The organism is Microcoleus sp. Pol1C5 (genome assembly GCF_036701115.1).
Classification (GTDB): domain Bacteria; phylum Cyanobacteriota; class Cyanobacteriia; order Cyanobacteriales; family Microcoleaceae; genus Microcoleus.
This window is the reverse complement of the sequence record NZ_JAUBQE010000087.1, coordinates 1-15209: the sequence shown is the minus strand read 5'-3', so window position 1 is coordinate 15209 and position 15209 is coordinate 1. Positions and strand designations below refer to the sequence as shown.

The 15209-nt window shown below is 45.2% G+C and carries 12 protein-coding genes; 7 read left to right on the top strand and 5 right to left on the bottom strand.

The genetic code is table 11. The features are described from left to right. Positions 1 to 552 precede the first annotated feature (552 nt). Together QUA23_RS29255 and folD are read right to left on the bottom strand one after the other, a co-directional pair. Entirely contained in the window at positions 553 to 1353 is an 801-nt protein-coding gene (locus QUA23_RS29255; protein WP_333079358.1) for a calcium-binding protein, read from the bottom strand. A 73-nt stretch (positions 1354 to 1426) separates the two neighbouring features. Further along, the gene (gene folD, locus QUA23_RS29250) at positions 1427 to 2305 is read right to left on the bottom strand and encodes a bifunctional methylenetetrahydrofolate dehydrogenase/methenyltetrahydrofolate cyclohydrolase FolD (RefSeq protein ID WP_333079357.1); all 879 of its coding nucleotides are present in this window, start codon (positions 2303 to 2305) and stop codon (positions 1427 to 1429) included. Between the two features lie 144 nt (positions 2306 to 2449). On the opposite strand from folD, the gene QUA23_RS29245 reads away from it, so the two are divergent. Next, a complete protein-coding gene (locus QUA23_RS29245; RefSeq protein ID WP_333079356.1) occupies positions 2450 to 2875 on the top strand; it encodes a DNA-binding protein in 426 nt (141 codons plus the stop codon). 309 nt (positions 2876 to 3184) lie between these two features. Beyond that, the gene (locus tag QUA23_RS29240) at positions 3185 to 3607 is read left to right on the top strand and encodes an NUDIX hydrolase (RefSeq protein WP_333079355.1); all 423 of its coding nucleotides are present in this window, start codon (positions 3185 to 3187) and stop codon (positions 3605 to 3607) included. A gap of 97 nt (positions 3608 to 3704) precedes the next feature. Here the strand turns inward: QUA23_RS29240 and QUA23_RS29235 are convergent, their stop codons facing one another. Continuing rightward, on the bottom strand, positions 3705 to 4253 hold the full coding sequence (locus QUA23_RS29235) for a LeuD/DmdB family oxidoreductase small subunit (protein WP_333079353.1): 549 nt from the start codon (positions 4251 to 4253) through the stop codon (positions 3705 to 3707). A gap of 178 nt (positions 4254 to 4431) precedes the next feature. On the opposite strand from QUA23_RS29235, the gene QUA23_RS29230 reads away from it, so the two are divergent. From QUA23_RS29230 to QUA23_RS29210, 5 genes are all read left to right on the top strand, one after another. Next, positions 4432 to 5307: a hypothetical protein gene (locus QUA23_RS29230; protein ID WP_333079352.1), complete on the top strand. Its 876-nt coding sequence runs from the start codon at positions 4432 to 4434 to the stop codon at positions 5305 to 5307. A 529-nt stretch (positions 5308 to 5836) separates the two neighbouring features. Continuing rightward, on the top strand, positions 5837 to 8062 hold the full coding sequence (locus QUA23_RS29225) for an ATP-binding protein (RefSeq protein ID WP_333079360.1): 2226 nt from the start codon (positions 5837 to 5839) through the stop codon (positions 8060 to 8062). Positions 8063 to 8504: 442 nt separating this feature from the next. Then, entirely contained in the window at positions 8505 to 10184 is a 1680-nt protein-coding gene (locus tag QUA23_RS29220) for an AarF/ABC1/UbiB kinase family protein (protein ID WP_333079351.1), read from the top strand. A gap of 224 nt (positions 10185 to 10408) precedes the next feature. Continuing rightward, entirely contained in the window at positions 10409 to 11494 is a 1086-nt protein-coding gene (gene galT / locus QUA23_RS29215) for a galactose-1-phosphate uridylyltransferase (protein ID WP_333079349.1), read from the top strand. A gap of 94 nt (positions 11495 to 11588) precedes the next feature. Further along, positions 11589 to 12701: a M24 family metallopeptidase gene (locus QUA23_RS29210; protein ID WP_333079348.1), complete on the top strand. Its 1113-nt coding sequence runs from the start codon at positions 11589 to 11591 to the stop codon at positions 12699 to 12701. A gap of 476 nt (positions 12702 to 13177) precedes the next feature. Here QUA23_RS29210 and QUA23_RS29205 read toward each other — a convergent pair whose 3' ends face one another. Both QUA23_RS29205 and QUA23_RS29200 read right to left on the bottom strand, forming a co-directional pair. Next, the gene (locus tag QUA23_RS29205) at positions 13178 to 13429 is read right to left on the bottom strand and encodes a TIGR02450 family Trp-rich protein (protein WP_242725377.1); all 252 of its coding nucleotides are present in this window, start codon (positions 13427 to 13429) and stop codon (positions 13178 to 13180) included. A 755-nt stretch (positions 13430 to 14184) separates the two neighbouring features. Continuing rightward, positions 14185 to 14409: a hypothetical protein gene (locus tag QUA23_RS29200; protein WP_006635912.1), complete on the bottom strand. Its 225-nt coding sequence runs from the start codon at positions 14407 to 14409 to the stop codon at positions 14185 to 14187. Positions 14410 to 15209 lie beyond the last annotated feature (800 nt).

Sequence of the window (15209 nt, the reverse complement as noted above, 5' to 3'; positions counted from 1 at the left end):
AACTTATGTTGAGCGTGGGCGGGCAATAGCGCGCTCGAACTTTTTTGAGTTTTTTGGACTTATTCAGCAAGCCCTAACTAAATACGTTGTATTTTAATGAATACAGTGGCTTGTGTGTCCGCATTGTGGGCAAACTGGTGTTTTATTTTTGACGATAATAGATAAAATAATTGTTTCTTTTGTCTAAGCTATCCTCTACTATTACACCAGGTAGATTCAGTATTTTTGTCATTAATCTTTTCACATTTAAATTAAATGCTGGCTGCCTTCAGAACATTTTAGGATACTAAGTACGCAAAAACCATAAACCTTAACTATTTTCTCACGCAACTCGCTCGAAGAAGGTTTCAAGGTTTCATTCTTTTCGCTAATTTACTAAATATAGCAATCCTAAATCATTTGTGAATTGCTTACTTCCTCCCCGCGAGTTCGGGGAGGGTTGGGGTGGGGTAAAAAAATTACGACTCATGTAGGATTGCTATAGAGTCTATCCTATATACATGGAATCTGCTGTATGATAAGTTTGTCATTCCAGGAGTGATTGTCCTGAATTTAAAAACCCTGAACGGAAACAATCCTGCTTTGAAGTTCATTTGGGGTTACATCGTCTACAAAACCTAAAATCGCGTTAGAATTCCTGACTCTGATTAGAGTTCCTGAATAAACTCCGCTAATTCCACCTCTGAGTTGAGTTCCTGAAGCAGATCCGCTAAATGCGTCTGCCGGACCTGGAGGAAGTAATGGTTGTAAAGCTTGCGGCAGATCGAAAGTATATGTTAATGCCACATTCTGTACCGGCTCCAATACTATATCATTGACCGTTAAGTCACTCGCTAATCCAATCCGATCCAAATCAGGATCAAAACTTTCGATTATATCACTAGAATTGATATCTGTAGTGCCAGGATCTATTCCCAGAACGCATAAATTATTGCCAAACCCACACTCTAAGAAGTCTCTGCCCAAGCCGCCAACTAGAGTATTATTTCCATCTCCGCCGGATAACAAATCATTACCTGTCCCTCCAAATAAAATATCATCGCCAGCCTCTCCAAGAAGAAAATCAGCATCTAGACCACCACTTAGGGAGTTATTCCCCTCCTGTCCAAACAAGGCATCTCTTCCTTTTCCCCCAAATAAAGAATCGTTGCCTGCAAAACCTGTGAGAATATCTTCCCCTTCATTTCCCAGGATTAATTCGCTAGCCTCTGAGCCATTTACTGTATCGTCGCCATCGAGCGCCCAAGCTCCTAAAGGAAAATTTGTTAGATTTGCAGGAAAAAGTTGAATGAATTCCGAGGTGTTGTCGCCAATTAAGCGCAATGTCCCTGACGCATCCGGTTTTAAAGCCATAGTTAAAATCTTTGTCTGTTGGTAGATTACTAACCCTACTTGAGCCAATACTGGCTCACAAGTGGGTCATAATTCAATTAGAACCGTATTCAATATAACTAGAAACGGTATTTTCCAAAAGCATAGCAACAGTCATCGGCCCGATTCCTCCCGGCACCGGCGTGATAAATTCAGCTACTTTTTTAACAGCATCAAAGTTTACATCTCCGGCTAAACGACTCGTACCGTCTGGGTTGAGGACGCGGTTGATACCGACATCAATTACTACTGATCCGGGTTTAACCATATTAGCTGTAATCATTTCTGTGCGGCCGACTGCGGCTATTAAAATATCGGCTTGATTGGTAATAGATTCTAAGTTTTGCGATCGCGAATGAGCTACAGTAACAGTGCAGTCGGCTTCTAATAGCATCAGCGCCATCGGTTTACCCACCAAAATACTCCGTCCCAAAACAACGGCATTTTTTCCTTTCAAATCAATCTGGTATTCTTGCAATAACCGCATCACTCCGGCGGGAGTACAACTCCGCAAACCTTGCTCCCCGCGCACGAGACGGCCTAAATTTACAGGGTGAAGTCCGTCAGCATCTTTGTCGGGGGCAATTTGGTACAGCAGCGAAATTGCGTCTAAGTGCTCTGGTAGCGGTAATTGAACTAAAATGCCATCAACTCGATCGTCCTCGTTGAGTGCACGAATTGCAAGTTCTAGTTCGGCTTGAGTAGCATTTGCGGGGTAATGCTTGCCGAAGGAAGCTATGCCAACTTTAGCGCAGGCTCGCTCTTTATTGCGAACATAGGCTGCGCTAGCTGGGTTGTCGCCCACCATCAGCACCGCAAGTCCGGGAGGACGCCCCTTTTGAGGTTGTAAGGCGCGGACTCGATCGCTCAGCTCGGTTTGAATCTTTGTCGCTAAAGCTTTGCCATCTAGTATTTGAGCAGTTTTGGCATCCATTGTAGACTCTGGGTTAGGGGCTGACGACTTTAGATTTTAGCTTAATCCCCGCCAAGGACTACACTAGAGAAATTTCTTACTTGCGATCGATTCTGGGGATTCTGTTAAAGTAAGTCGTATCTCACATCTCAAATCAGTTGACCAATGACTACTGCAGTTAAGCAAGTTTGGGTTCAAAGATTCTGCACCAGCTCTTTGTCGCTAATCCTCGCCAGCGGTTTTTTCAGTTGTGGCAATTTACCCATGTCTCAACTTAATCTTGGTTTTAATGTTGCTAGCATTGGCGACGTTCAACAAAAGCGGCAAGTGGATGCGGAAGTTTATCTTCGGGGAAAGGTGGAAAATCGCGCTCCCTTTGTAGGAAATGCGGCTTATCAACTTGAGGATGGTACTGGCAGTATTTGGATTTTAACCAAGCAAGATTTGCCCCAGCTTGGCGATGAAGTGTTGCTCAAGGGAGAAGTCCGCTACAAGAGTATTACTCTGAAGGAATTGGCCGGAAAAGATTTAGGTGAAGTTTATGTTGAGGAAATGGAACAATTAAAGCGCACTCCAGCGGCAAATAAATAAAAATATGAAGATACTAATTTCGTTCAATAATTAAGTACCTCAATTTCATAAAAATCAAAGGTTTGTAGTTGCGCCCAAACGCTGTGGGTAGGTTTATTTATGCTAAAAGTCGCTCGACTATAATAGCCTCGTTGGGGCGGGTTTATCAGCTTTTTTGTTTATATGAGAGAGTACGGTTAACCTGCCCCAACACCAACTTCTCCTCTATCTCGTAAATAACTTCTTCCCTCTTCCTTCTCTCCTCAATATCCCTAGGTTAAATCCGTTAAATCCATTAATCCCGTACATTGCTTGTTCTAAAACTTTCTTATGACTAAAATTCACGTTGCGATCGCGATTTTGTACCGAGAGGGCAAGTTTCTCTGTCAGTTGCGGGACGATATTCCTCATATCAGGTATCCCGGACAGTGGGCTTTGTTTGGCGGACACTTGGAACCGGGGGAAACGCCGGAAGTTGCTCTAGTGCGGGAATTATCAGAGGAAATTGGCTATGCTCCTGCAAGTGTTTCTTTTTTTTGTTGTGATGTCGAAAAAGATGTCGTTCGCCACGTTTTTCATTCACAACTTAGTGCGGATGTCAAGGATTTAGTTTTGCTTGAGGGGTGGGATATGAAGTTGTTGACACCGGAGGAGATTCGGGCGGGAAAATGCTTTTCTGAGCAGTCAGGAGATGTGCGACCTTTTGGCATTGCTCACCAGCGTATTTTATTGAATTTTATTGAGTCGATTTGAAAAAAATTCCCCGTACCCTAGATGGGAGCGGTTTGAGCTGGGAGATATTTGTAAGGTGCGCCCGGTGGTACACCCTACATTGCAGGGGTTTTAAAAGTTAAGAGCGAGCAGCAATCATTCCCGTTTGGCGCGCGTAGTCAAACAGCCCTCCGGCATCTATTACAGGCCCTACTTCTCCTAAAGGTTTGAGCGAGAAAGTTCGATCGAGAGTGTGGTTGACAATTACCTCTGCTGTAAAGTCGATCGTCACTTCTTGACTGGTTACAAACAAGTCGCAAAGCCGATCGACTGATTCGATCGGGTACAATTCGCCAGTAGCCGAGCAATTGCGAAAGAAAATGCGTGCGTAAGACAAAGCCACCACTGCTGTTACGCCCGCGGCCCCCAGAGCGATGGGAGCGTGCTCCCGCGAAGAACCGCAGCCAAAATTTTCGCCCGCTATGATAATCGGATACCGGGTTTTCTGTTCGCCGGATTCGATAAACTTACCGTAGCGATCGGGCAACCCAATCATAGCGTAACTGCCTAGTTTCTCGTACTCATCCGGCTTCGAGGGAACCAGGGTCAGGTATTCGGCCGGGATAATTTGATCTGTATCGATGTTGTCGTCTACAACAAAAATTTGACCGCTAATTACTTTACCCATAGTTTATTTCCTGTTAGCCTCGCTCGATGCTGTGGTGATAATTTTAAGTGGATCGGTATGCAAGATTTGCATCTGTTCATTTTAACCTGGCAGTGTCAGTGATAACCTGTATGAGTAAAAATTAGATCCGAGACTTTGGGTTAACAATTAACAGATTGCTAAGCGTCAAGATAGTTTTATGGCAAATCCAATAGATGACATTGCTCGACAAGCTCGCGAGGGCTCGGTTGCATCGATTATTCAAATCCTTAATGACGAACTGGCACAGATAGGGGTCAGGGCCCGAGCTGTGTTTGCAGACGGGGTGCTGCAACTGCTGTGCGAAGCTGCAACCCCCCAACTCCTCGAAGAGTCTAGTTTGGTCGATCGAGTCCGAGACATTTTGGAACGCATTTCGCCCCGCAATATTCGCCGAGTTAACATCAACAGCCGGCTTGTTCGAGAACACCAACTGCTGTGGCTGGAAGAAATTAGTCGCGATCCGGATAATCAACTGTTGTGGTGTCAAGAAATTAAACTCCGAAAGCCGAATTTGTTCAAGCGTTTAGCCACCGCCCATCACGAACGCCAAGCTTTCTCCGGCAAGCGGGCTTTGCCGAGAATGGCTATACCTCGATCGATGCAGCAACCGCGGCAATTTCAGCGCGGTATCGTCGGCGGCATCAGCTTGACCGTGCTGTTGCTTGCAGCAGCGGCCGCCATCCACAAAGGACTTAATTCCCAAGTGCCAAACAGCACACAAGCCAGTTCCCAAGCAGTTGCCAGCGCCCCTACCTCTGAAGCAAAACCTGCTTTGAAAATTTCTAAGGAGACTGTTAGTTCTGCTGTTGACTCTTTTGCCCAAGCAGTGCGAGTAGCCGAACAAGCAGCCACCGAGGGCAAAACCGCTCAATCTCGCGAGGATTGGTTAGTCGTAGCTGCTAAGTGGCAAAAAGCTTCCGATTTGATGGCCGCCGTGCCTTCCAAGCATCCCCGCTATACAATGGCTCTGAACCGGACTGCACTTTACCGCCAAAATAGCGATAAAGCCCAACAGGAAGCACAAAATAAGTAAGCAGGTAAGTCGGATAAATTTAACCCTACAGTTCGCCGCTCTGCTCTAGGTGTTGTGAAAAATGAGTTTTTGAGCAAAAACTCGAAAACTCTTAGCTATGTTATGAGTGATAATTTGGGGATTTTGAGTTTTTGCGATCGGCATTATTCGATCGGCGGATTTGTATCACAATAAAAATTTGTTAGGATCACAAACCTAAATAGGAAACATCACACAGTAAGAAGAGGGGTGTCACTAAGCGGTCTCTAGAAAACCTTCATACTACTAATAGCCGTCAAAATTAGCGGGAATGGGATTGATAATCATCCGGTAAAGGATGGTAAAGTTCCTCCCGTACAGATAGAAGGGTAGAAAACAGGAAAATAGAACTCGGTCAGATCTGGGTATATTTTTACATATCGAGCGACCCGCCGACCGGCTGCACAAACACAGAAAGCAGGCTCATAACGGTCAAGCCGACAGTTATGGAAAGGTTCTAGATTGGCAGCAGGAGCCGGCTCAAACATCTTAGAATAAAGGCTTGGTTGCCATGATCGATCGCCAGGGAAATCAAGACTTTAGTCCGATCGACCGATCGCCGTCAGAGTCTTGCACTTTGCATTTACCGCAAATCGCAGAACCAGTCTCAGTCCAAAAATTTCTGGATCGTCTTATGCAGTTCCAGGTCGATCCTGCCCTTCTCGGGCGACAAATTTGCCAAATTCTCGCGACCAGCTTTGATCGAGAAATCCTGCTGCCGCAAATAGCCAATACTTTGGGAGTTGCATGGGGGGCAGATTTCTGTTTAGTTACTGCTGTGGTTGACAAAAAAGTAGTAGATCCGAATGCTTACTGGCAAAATAGCAGCGATTTCCCCTATGTTGGCGGTGTTGCCGATTCCACCGAAACACCGGAACACCCCCAAAGCACAAGATTAAAATCGCCTAGCATATCACTCGAACATCCCGCTTGGGCAAACGTCCTAGCAGACGGCGAGATAGTGGCGATATCCGATTATCTCCATAGTCCGGCAGCTTCACCGCCCAATTCTCCTGTGACTGCGCTGCCTTTTCGGGCAATTTTGGCAGGGCCTGCGCGATTTGGAGGGGCTGTAAATGGCATGGTGATTGTTGGTAAGTCGCAACCTCACGAGTGGTCGGTAGCCGATCGGCAGCGCCTTGAAGCAGCATCAGACGCGATCGGCATCGCGATTTCTCACATTCAAAAAACTCAAGAAATTGCCAACTTAAACGAACAGTTACAGCGACAAGCTAAATACAAAAATCTACTCATGTCAGTTGCTGCATCGATTGACACAAATTCAGAAGTCGATCGAATATTGCAGCAAGTTGTTGAAAATACCGTCGATACCCTGGAAGTAGATAGAGGGCAAATCCTGCTCTTGAAATATACAGATCCTCTATTTACAACTCGATCCCACAATCAAACTCCCAAAGCGAAAGTCGAATTAATTTGCGAATCTGTTTTAAAAAAATATGCCAACAAACAGGCAATAGCACAAAGCGCTGCCGGAAAAAAAAGCTCAACCTCCAAAACAAAAAGCAAGGATAAAACTGCTAATTCCCAATCCAAAATCCCCAACTCAAAACCAAATAACTCTCCCGCTTTTTGGCTGTCAGAATCTAATTTGTGCCGTCAAGCATTCCACAGCGCACCCAAACCCCTCGCCCTCGCTGACGCAGGCGCATTAATCGGCAAAGAACAAGAAGCAGCCACAGAAATTTTGAAACTCCAAGGCATTCATGGCTTGCTCCTGGTTCCCCTCACGGGCGGTAGCTGCCAGGAAACAGTTTTGGGTTTCTTGGTTTTGCAGCACTCCGAGCCACGCACTTGGAGCCCGGAAGAATTAGAAGTTCTCGAATCACTCAGCGCTCAAGCGAGCAAGATGATTATCCAAACTGAAATGCTTAAGGAATTGCAAACCGCAGTCTTAGACAGAACATCTCAGTTGCAGCAAAGTCTAGACGTGCAGGGGAAACTGTACGAACAATCTGCCAATCAGCTAGAGCAAATGCGGAAATTGAAGGTGGTTAAAGATGAGTTTCTCAGCACTCTGAGTCACGAGTTGCGTACCCCTTTAACAATCATGAAACTGGCGATTCTGATGCTCAAACAAGCTGAACAGCCGTCAGCGAGTCGGACTAAGTATCTCGACATTCTCGAACAGCAATGTTCTAAGGAAACTGCTCTGGTTAACGATTTGCTGGCGCTCAAGCAGTTTGAGCCTCAGCAAGTCCCGATTTCTATAATCAAAATCGATCTCAACCGTTTATTTCAAGATTTAGCTGGGAATTTTGAACAACAGTGGGCGGATAAGCAATTGACTCTGAAGGTAGATTTGCCCAAGTTGACCCCTTGCTGGGAAACCGACCCGGACATTCTCAATCGGGTGCTGCTGGAACTGCTGACGAATGCTGGAAAATACTCTACTTCTGGAACGGCGGTAGTTTTGGAGGCGTCTGAGGCAGCCGGCTATATTGTCCTGAGCATTTCTAATTTCGGGCGTGGCATTTCTGCTGCTGATTTGCCCCACATCTTTGACAAGTTCCGCCGTGGCACTGGCATTACTGACCAAGCTATCGCCGGTACGGGTTTGGGTCTGGCTCTGGTAAAGTCTTTAGTGCAGCACTTGAATGGTACTATTGATGTATCTAGCTGTCCGGTCGAAAGTTCAGAAGCTGACAATTTGTGGCGCACATCTTTTACTCTGACTCTGCCGCAATTTGCAGCGGAACTCTGTAATGTAGAAGAATAGTTCGGTTGAGAAGCTGCTGGGAATTGGCAGCGAACAGGCGAAACGAGAAGACTTGCCAAAAGAGGGAGATTTGGAAATGTCGTAAACGCTACCAAGTCCTCTGTTTTGAATTGTTGCTCTGGTTGCCCTCTAAATTGCCGGTTCTCGATTGCTGATTTTTCCCAGGACTTATATTATGTCTGGTTATTGACCTGTAATTAGCGCGTGTTTGTAGTGAGTAAAACTGTCCTCTATTTATTAATTAATCAGGAGTTGCATTACTTACTAGGAACTTAATTATAATTGTATAGTCGGAGATGATATTACGCAGTATAGACCCAAGAAACTGAGGTTTTCAACTGTTTCAAAGGCCTGCAACCTGTCTTTTCGTAAAAGCAGGTTTCTGCGTCCTGGATTGTCCCCTAAAAATTGTCACGGTGCATGGAATTTGATCGCCAATATTATGCTCACAAAAGCTGCACCTAAAACCCTGCGTTGGCAACGTTCTAAATATTCGCCACTGGCACGGCAAATAGACATTTTTGCAGCGGCGGGAAAGTTTATGTTTTTTTTGTGGTGGGACGCACTGCTGCAAAATAATTCGCCTCATACTAGAAGAATTCGCGCTCATTGGTTGGTCAATACTTTGCTGAATTTAGGCCCGACTTTTATTAAAATCGGGCAGTCTCTCTCGACTCGCGCAGATTTGCTGCCGCTTGAGTATGTGAAGGAACTCGAACAGTTGCAGGATCGGGTTCCTCCGTTTAGTTCCGAAGAGGCGATCGCTCTTGTAGAATCAGAGTTAGGCAAGGATATTTATGCTTTGTACCGCGATTTTGACCCGTCGCCGATCGCTGCTGCGAGTCTGGGACAGGTGCACAAAGCGAGGCTGCACACCGGGGAAGATGTGATTGTGAAGGTGCAGCGTCCGGGTTTGGAAAGTTTATTTGATTTGGATGTGAAGGCGGTGCGCCAAGTGATGCGTTTTTGCGATCGTTATTTGCCTGGGACGCGCAAATATGACCTGGAATCTATTTATCACGAATTTTTTAAGATTTTATATCAAGAAATTGACTACGTGCAAGAAGGTAAAAATTCCGATCGCTTTAGCCATAATTTTCGAGAATATCCTCAAGTTATTGTCCCGAAAGTCTACTGGCAATACACGACTAAAAAAGTCCTGACTCTAGAATACGCACCAGGCATTAAGGTGGACGACCGCATTAGTTTAGAGGCGATAGGAGTGGATATTGTGAAGCTCAATCAACTCGGAATTTGCTGTTATTTAAAACAGTTGTTAATAGACGGTTTTTTTCAAGCTGACCCGCATCCGGGAAATTTGGCGGTGACAGAAGATGGTAGCTTGATTTTTTACGATTTTGGGATGATGGCTGAGATAAAGTCTCTGGCTAAAGACCAAATGGTCAAGACTTTTTTTGCTGTGATGAGAAAGGATACTGACGAGGTACTCAATACTTTAATTTCGATCGGCTTGGTTGAGCCGATGCCGGATATGATGCCGGTACGCCGGCTGATTGCTTTTCTTTTGGATAAGTTTATTGATAAGCCGATCGACTTTCAAGCTTTTAATGAAATTAAAAACGAACTTTACATCATGTTCGAGCAGCAACCGTTTCGCTTGCCTGCAGAAATGATGTTTATTGTCAAGTCGGTAACGACTCTCGACGGCATTGCCAGAACTCTCGACCCTAACTACAATTTCATAGCCTCCGCTCAGCCTTTTGTCAAGAGTATTGCCGTGAGCAAGGGGCGGGGAAATGCGATCGGAGAATTGGCAAGGCAAGCGCGAAGTTTTATTACATATAAGTTACGGCAGCCGAGCAAATCGCAAGTTTTTATCAAGCGTTTAGAGCAACGAATTGAAGAGGGCGAACTGCAAATTAGAGTCCGAAATATCGAGAGCGAAAGAGCCTTGAAACGCATTAATTTAGCCCTGAAAACTCTAATTTTCGCTTGTCTGACTGGTTTTTTGTTTTTGTCGGGTGCAGTGCTGCTAGTGGGCGGATATCAAACTGGGGCTATCGCAGCTTTTGCGGTTTCGGGATTCGGTGGCTTGTTTGTGTTGCGCTCGTTATTAGACTTGTTGGTTAAGGAAAAGCTCGATCGAATGGTCGATCGATAAATATACTGGATAATTGGGAAGTGCGATCGTAAGCTGCTACGCATTTAAATTGAATCCAGATCCTGGCTCTCCGACCCGTTCCACAATAGCAGACGGTAGGCTGACATTGGTACTGCAAACTAAACTTGTCAACATAATTTGCGACTTTAGGTAGGGGCGGATTCTCAAAGCACGAAGTTATACTCCTAACATATATTAAACGCGATCGCCCGCCCCTACAAAAAATGTACGCCCAAAAATTGCTAAAACCAGACGGCCGCCCACTCACACTGTACAGCCGCTATCCAATCCCAGAAGGTATCGCGGCCGTAAGTCCCAGCAATGAACCCGTAGAGGCAAACCCCCACTTTCGCTGGCATCCTTTGCGGGGGGAATGGGTAGCATACGCCAGCCACCGTCAGGGAAGAACTTTCATGCCGCCGCCGGAATACAACCCGCTGGCAGCTACAATTAACCCTAAGTTTCCGACAGAATTGCCGCCGGGAGATTACGATGTAGCAGTGTTTGACAACCGCTTTCCCTCGATGACTTTGCAAGCAAAAAATGCACCTGCAAATATTGTCGAAACTTTGCCCGCCAAGGGCATTTGCGAAGTCGTTGTTTTCACTCAAGATCCGCTGGCTTTCTTGGGCGCTTTGGAGTTATCTCACTTGGAATTGCTGTTAGAAGTATGGGCCGATCGCACTTCAGTTGTTGGCAGCAATCCCGAAATTGAATACGTCTTGCCCTTTGAAAATCGTGGCGTAGAAGTCGGAGTAACTTTGCACCATCCCCACGGTCAAATTTACGCTTATCCGTTCGTGCCACCGGTGCCGGCACGGATGTTAGAATGTCAATCGGTTTACTATCAAAAAAACAGTAGCGGTTTGCTGCAAGATTTGATTCAAAAAGAGATTTCCGACAAACAGCGAATTATTTATTTAGACGAAGAGGCGATCGCCTTTGTCCCCGCTTGTGCCCGCTACCCTTACGAAGTGTGGATTGCCCCGATCGCCCCGGCTGCTACATTTATCGATTTGACGGAAAAACAGCGTCAATCACTCGCTAAAGCATTAAAAACAGTCACCCTCAAATATGACGGTTTGTGGCATCGCCCATTCCCTTATTTGATGGCTTGGTTTCAAGGACCCACAGACGGCAAACCCCATCCAGAAGCGCATTTGCACGCCCAATTTTATCCGCCCTATCGATCGAGCGATCGATTAAAATACCTCGCAGGAACCGAACTCGCCGCCGGAATGTTTGCCAACGACGCTTTACCCGAAGAAAAAGCTAAAGAATTGCAAGCTGTATCTGTCAATATAAGCTGAAACCCATTTAAATTTTCAAGTAAAGTTTGATGCAATTATTGTGGGGTGGGCGTCCCGCCCGCCCAAAAAATAAAATTTATATGCAATAAAGCTAATGATAAACTCATTTAACCCAGAAGTTGAAAGCAAACTCGAATTTATCCGCAAAGCCTTAACCGAAACAAAAGCGATCGCCCTTCGCTTGCGAGGCACTGACTGGTTTGCTTGGGCCACAGCCGGCGGTTCCCATACAGTATTGCTAACTGCAGAAACCGGAGTTGCAGAAATATTAATTACTGCCGAAAACGCTTGGGTTCTCACCGATGAAATCGAAGCTCAACGCTTGCAAGACGAGGAATTGCCAGCCAACTTTCAAATGTACATCTATCCTTGGGCTGATGTTGCACAGCGCGAAGGTTTTGTTAAAGAAATTACTGGTGGCGGTAACGTCATGAGCGATCGGCCAAATGCCCAAGAAACACCAATAATCGCATCTTTACAGTCTCGCAAACAGACAATGATGTCAAGCGAATTAGAGCGATACCGGCGAGTCGGGCGTTTAGCCAGCGAAGCGATGACAGAGGTACTTTCTGCAGCCAAACCAACATGGACAGAACATCAGCTAGCGGGAGCCGGTGCAGAGGCTTTGTGGGCGAGAGGTTTGCATCCAGCCCTGACATTAGTTGCTGGAGAAAGGCGTTTGCCGCTGTACCGCCACGCCACAGCAACCGCCGAACAAATTGGACGACAAGCAATGTTAGTATTTTGCGCTAGGGGATGGGGTTTGTATGCAAATTTAACCAGATTTGTATGTTTCGATTTTCTTGGGGAAAAGCATTCCGAGTTGCACCGACAAGTCAGAGAAATTGAAGCAGCCGCGCTAAATTTGTGTCGGCCGGGAGTAACGCTGAATGCCGTTTATAATACGCTTAAAACTGCTTACGAAGAGCACGGATATCCTCACGCAATTGCGGAACACCATCAAGGCGGGACTACCGGATATTTGGCGCGGGAAATTGTGGCAAATCCGGCTACTTCAGATATTTTGGCAGAAAATATGGCTGTGGCTTGGAATCCGAGTTTGTCTGGAGCAAAAATTGAGGATACATTTTTAATTCACAGCGATGGAACGTTGGAAAATTTGACTTTTGATCCGAATTGGCCGAGTGTAGAAGTAGCAGGAAGGTTGCGCCCTGTGCCGCTGGAAATATGGGACGATCGACCTTAGTCAATTTAACTTTTTTTCTCTAAGCTGTTGCGGCACTTAAATGGCCTATCAAAATAAATAAAAGTCTTGTGGGGTGTCCCGCTCGCCCTGAACATACAATTTAAATGCGCGACAGCTTAGAGAAAAAAAGTACACTAAGCTAATCTGCAGTTAAATTGCATAGTAAAATAAATTTTTCTTCCTGTGGGGTGGGCATCCTGCCCGCCCTGAATATACAAACTAAATGCACAACAGCTTACGCTACAAAATGAATTAAATTGAGTTCGGATCGCCGTACTTAATGTTTTGTTACATACTGATGATTTTTTCCACCAACTTACTTCAGCAAAAACGCTTCTCAATAAAGGTTTCCAGGAGTTGTAGTTATGTAAAAGATTTTTCAAAACCGGGAAAGTCTCACTCCGTATTGGTTTCCATCGGAACGATAGCGAGCAGGCGGCGGAATTTCCGCTCACTCTACCCCACAGCCCTGTCTTTTAGTCTGCAGTTTCTAATTCCTCTAATTCTTGCGTAGACTGCCATCCAGCTTGCCAGAGCGATCGGTCTTTAAGCTGTGCGGCGTTCAGCCAAAAACGCACATTTGGATCGCAAGCTGCCACCATTTCTGCAAATACCCATTTACCTTCGTTTTTTCGGTTGACCACTTGAAAGTGTCGCCACCCCCAAGTTTTTTGGTGTGAAGTCCATCGGGAACCAACTAAATAAGGAAATTTTTGTTTTTTGCTCACAGTATTTTTGTAGAAAAATATATTAGAAAGCAAGTGAATTGTAATAACTCGTTCTGTTAGACGATATTAATTCCCTATCAAAGCTCGTCAAATCCTCTCCCCATCTCCCCTTCTCTCGAACATAACAGATAATATAGAGCCGCGGCAGCTTATAGGAGAGTTCACCTAAACTCTATCTAGAAGTAGATGCGTTTATTGTAACTTGCAGCAGTTTCGCATGGGGACTCAAAAGTAGGAAGCATCTCAATGAAAGCAGCCAAGCCCAAAATTAAAGTTAGGAGCCAGGACCAAAGAGTCAGAAGGAAGAAGGAAAAAGCCAGAAGAAGTGTTTTTACAAATATGAGATGCTCCCCAAAAGTAAGGGCAGTTCAATGACTGCCCCTGTAATTAGTTATACCTATTGAATAGGATAATTTTTCAGGCGATCCACAAATAGCCTATTTATCCAATACGAGCTAAATCGTGAATCTCAAATCTAAAAGCAAATAACCCAGGTTATAGTTGTGCACAATAATCCTTCTGTGAAACTTAGTCAAATCTACTTTTAGAGCAGGTTTGACGTTCACTTCCTGCTTCTACCAAGGCGGTCGGCCGCTTCTTGTCCACAGGCCTGTTTTTGAGCCCAACTTTCCCTACAAACATTTTTTCACTCTTGATCGTGTTTCATTGATCCTGTACAGCTCAATAAAAACGCACTTTTAGGTAAGATTGACTAATTTCTTTGATTCTGTCGCTACCTCTTGATTACTTCCCTGTTAAGGCTTTTGGCCAGATAAGTCCAGAGGAAGTTGAGGAAGCCGGAGGCGAACCGCATTTGTTTGCAGCCAAAGAGTGATGGCGTGCTTCCGTTGCGGAGTCACGTACTCTCCGGGTCTGATCACGCCAGCACAGACGCCGATGTTTTTAATAAGGGTTTCTCGCTCCGATGAACTTGCACCCTGTAGCAACCTGACTTGGGCTTTGATAAAATCCACGTTCATAGCTGAAAGTAAAAGTAAGTAAAGAACTCAGTTAAATAGCGATGCTTTGGTTCCGATTGTAACTCTAAAACCACTTGGTATGAATCAAATTGATTCAACATCCCCAGGATGGGGATCGGGGCGTCTAGAGTTAGCCAACTTTATTTACTTTATCTGTTTTTGCTAGCAAAAGTGTCACTATGCTAGCAGTTTTGACAGAATTATTTATAGTTAAGAACTGTTACAAATTTGGCTCAATTTCCACAATACGGCAGAGTTTAGTGCTAACGCTACTTTCCTGAACTCAAAAAGTTCAGCATTGTCTCCAACTCCTTCCCTTCCTAGGTTTTAGACTCACCGATTGGGAAGCGATCGCTCAAGGAACATTCCTCTTCGATCGCCCCTCTTAACACCCGGACACTGCCAAATCACTCTATTGATTTAGATCGTCCCGTAGACTTGGCGGTGAGCTATAACTTCAGGCATACGTGTTGTTACCGGGGCTACAATAAGCGAGTAAGTTCTTATTCTTGTTTCTCAAGGAATATTTGTTGATTTTTCTTGCAAAGCCCTTATTTGTGTTAATTAAGGCAGCTTTGTGATCTCCGGGCCAACGAAGACTCGCAGCTTGCGAATCCAGCTATTTTGTGCTGTGTGGCAGTGAATCTTTTTCCTGGATCCAGTGGGGGCGATCGCTTCTCCCCGATAATTGCCCGTAACAGCCCATTTTGTATAATTCAGAACATACAGCACTTTGCGTGACTAAAAGGTACAGTAACAGCAGTGAGCAAAATAATTTTCGATTTGCTTACTTGAACATA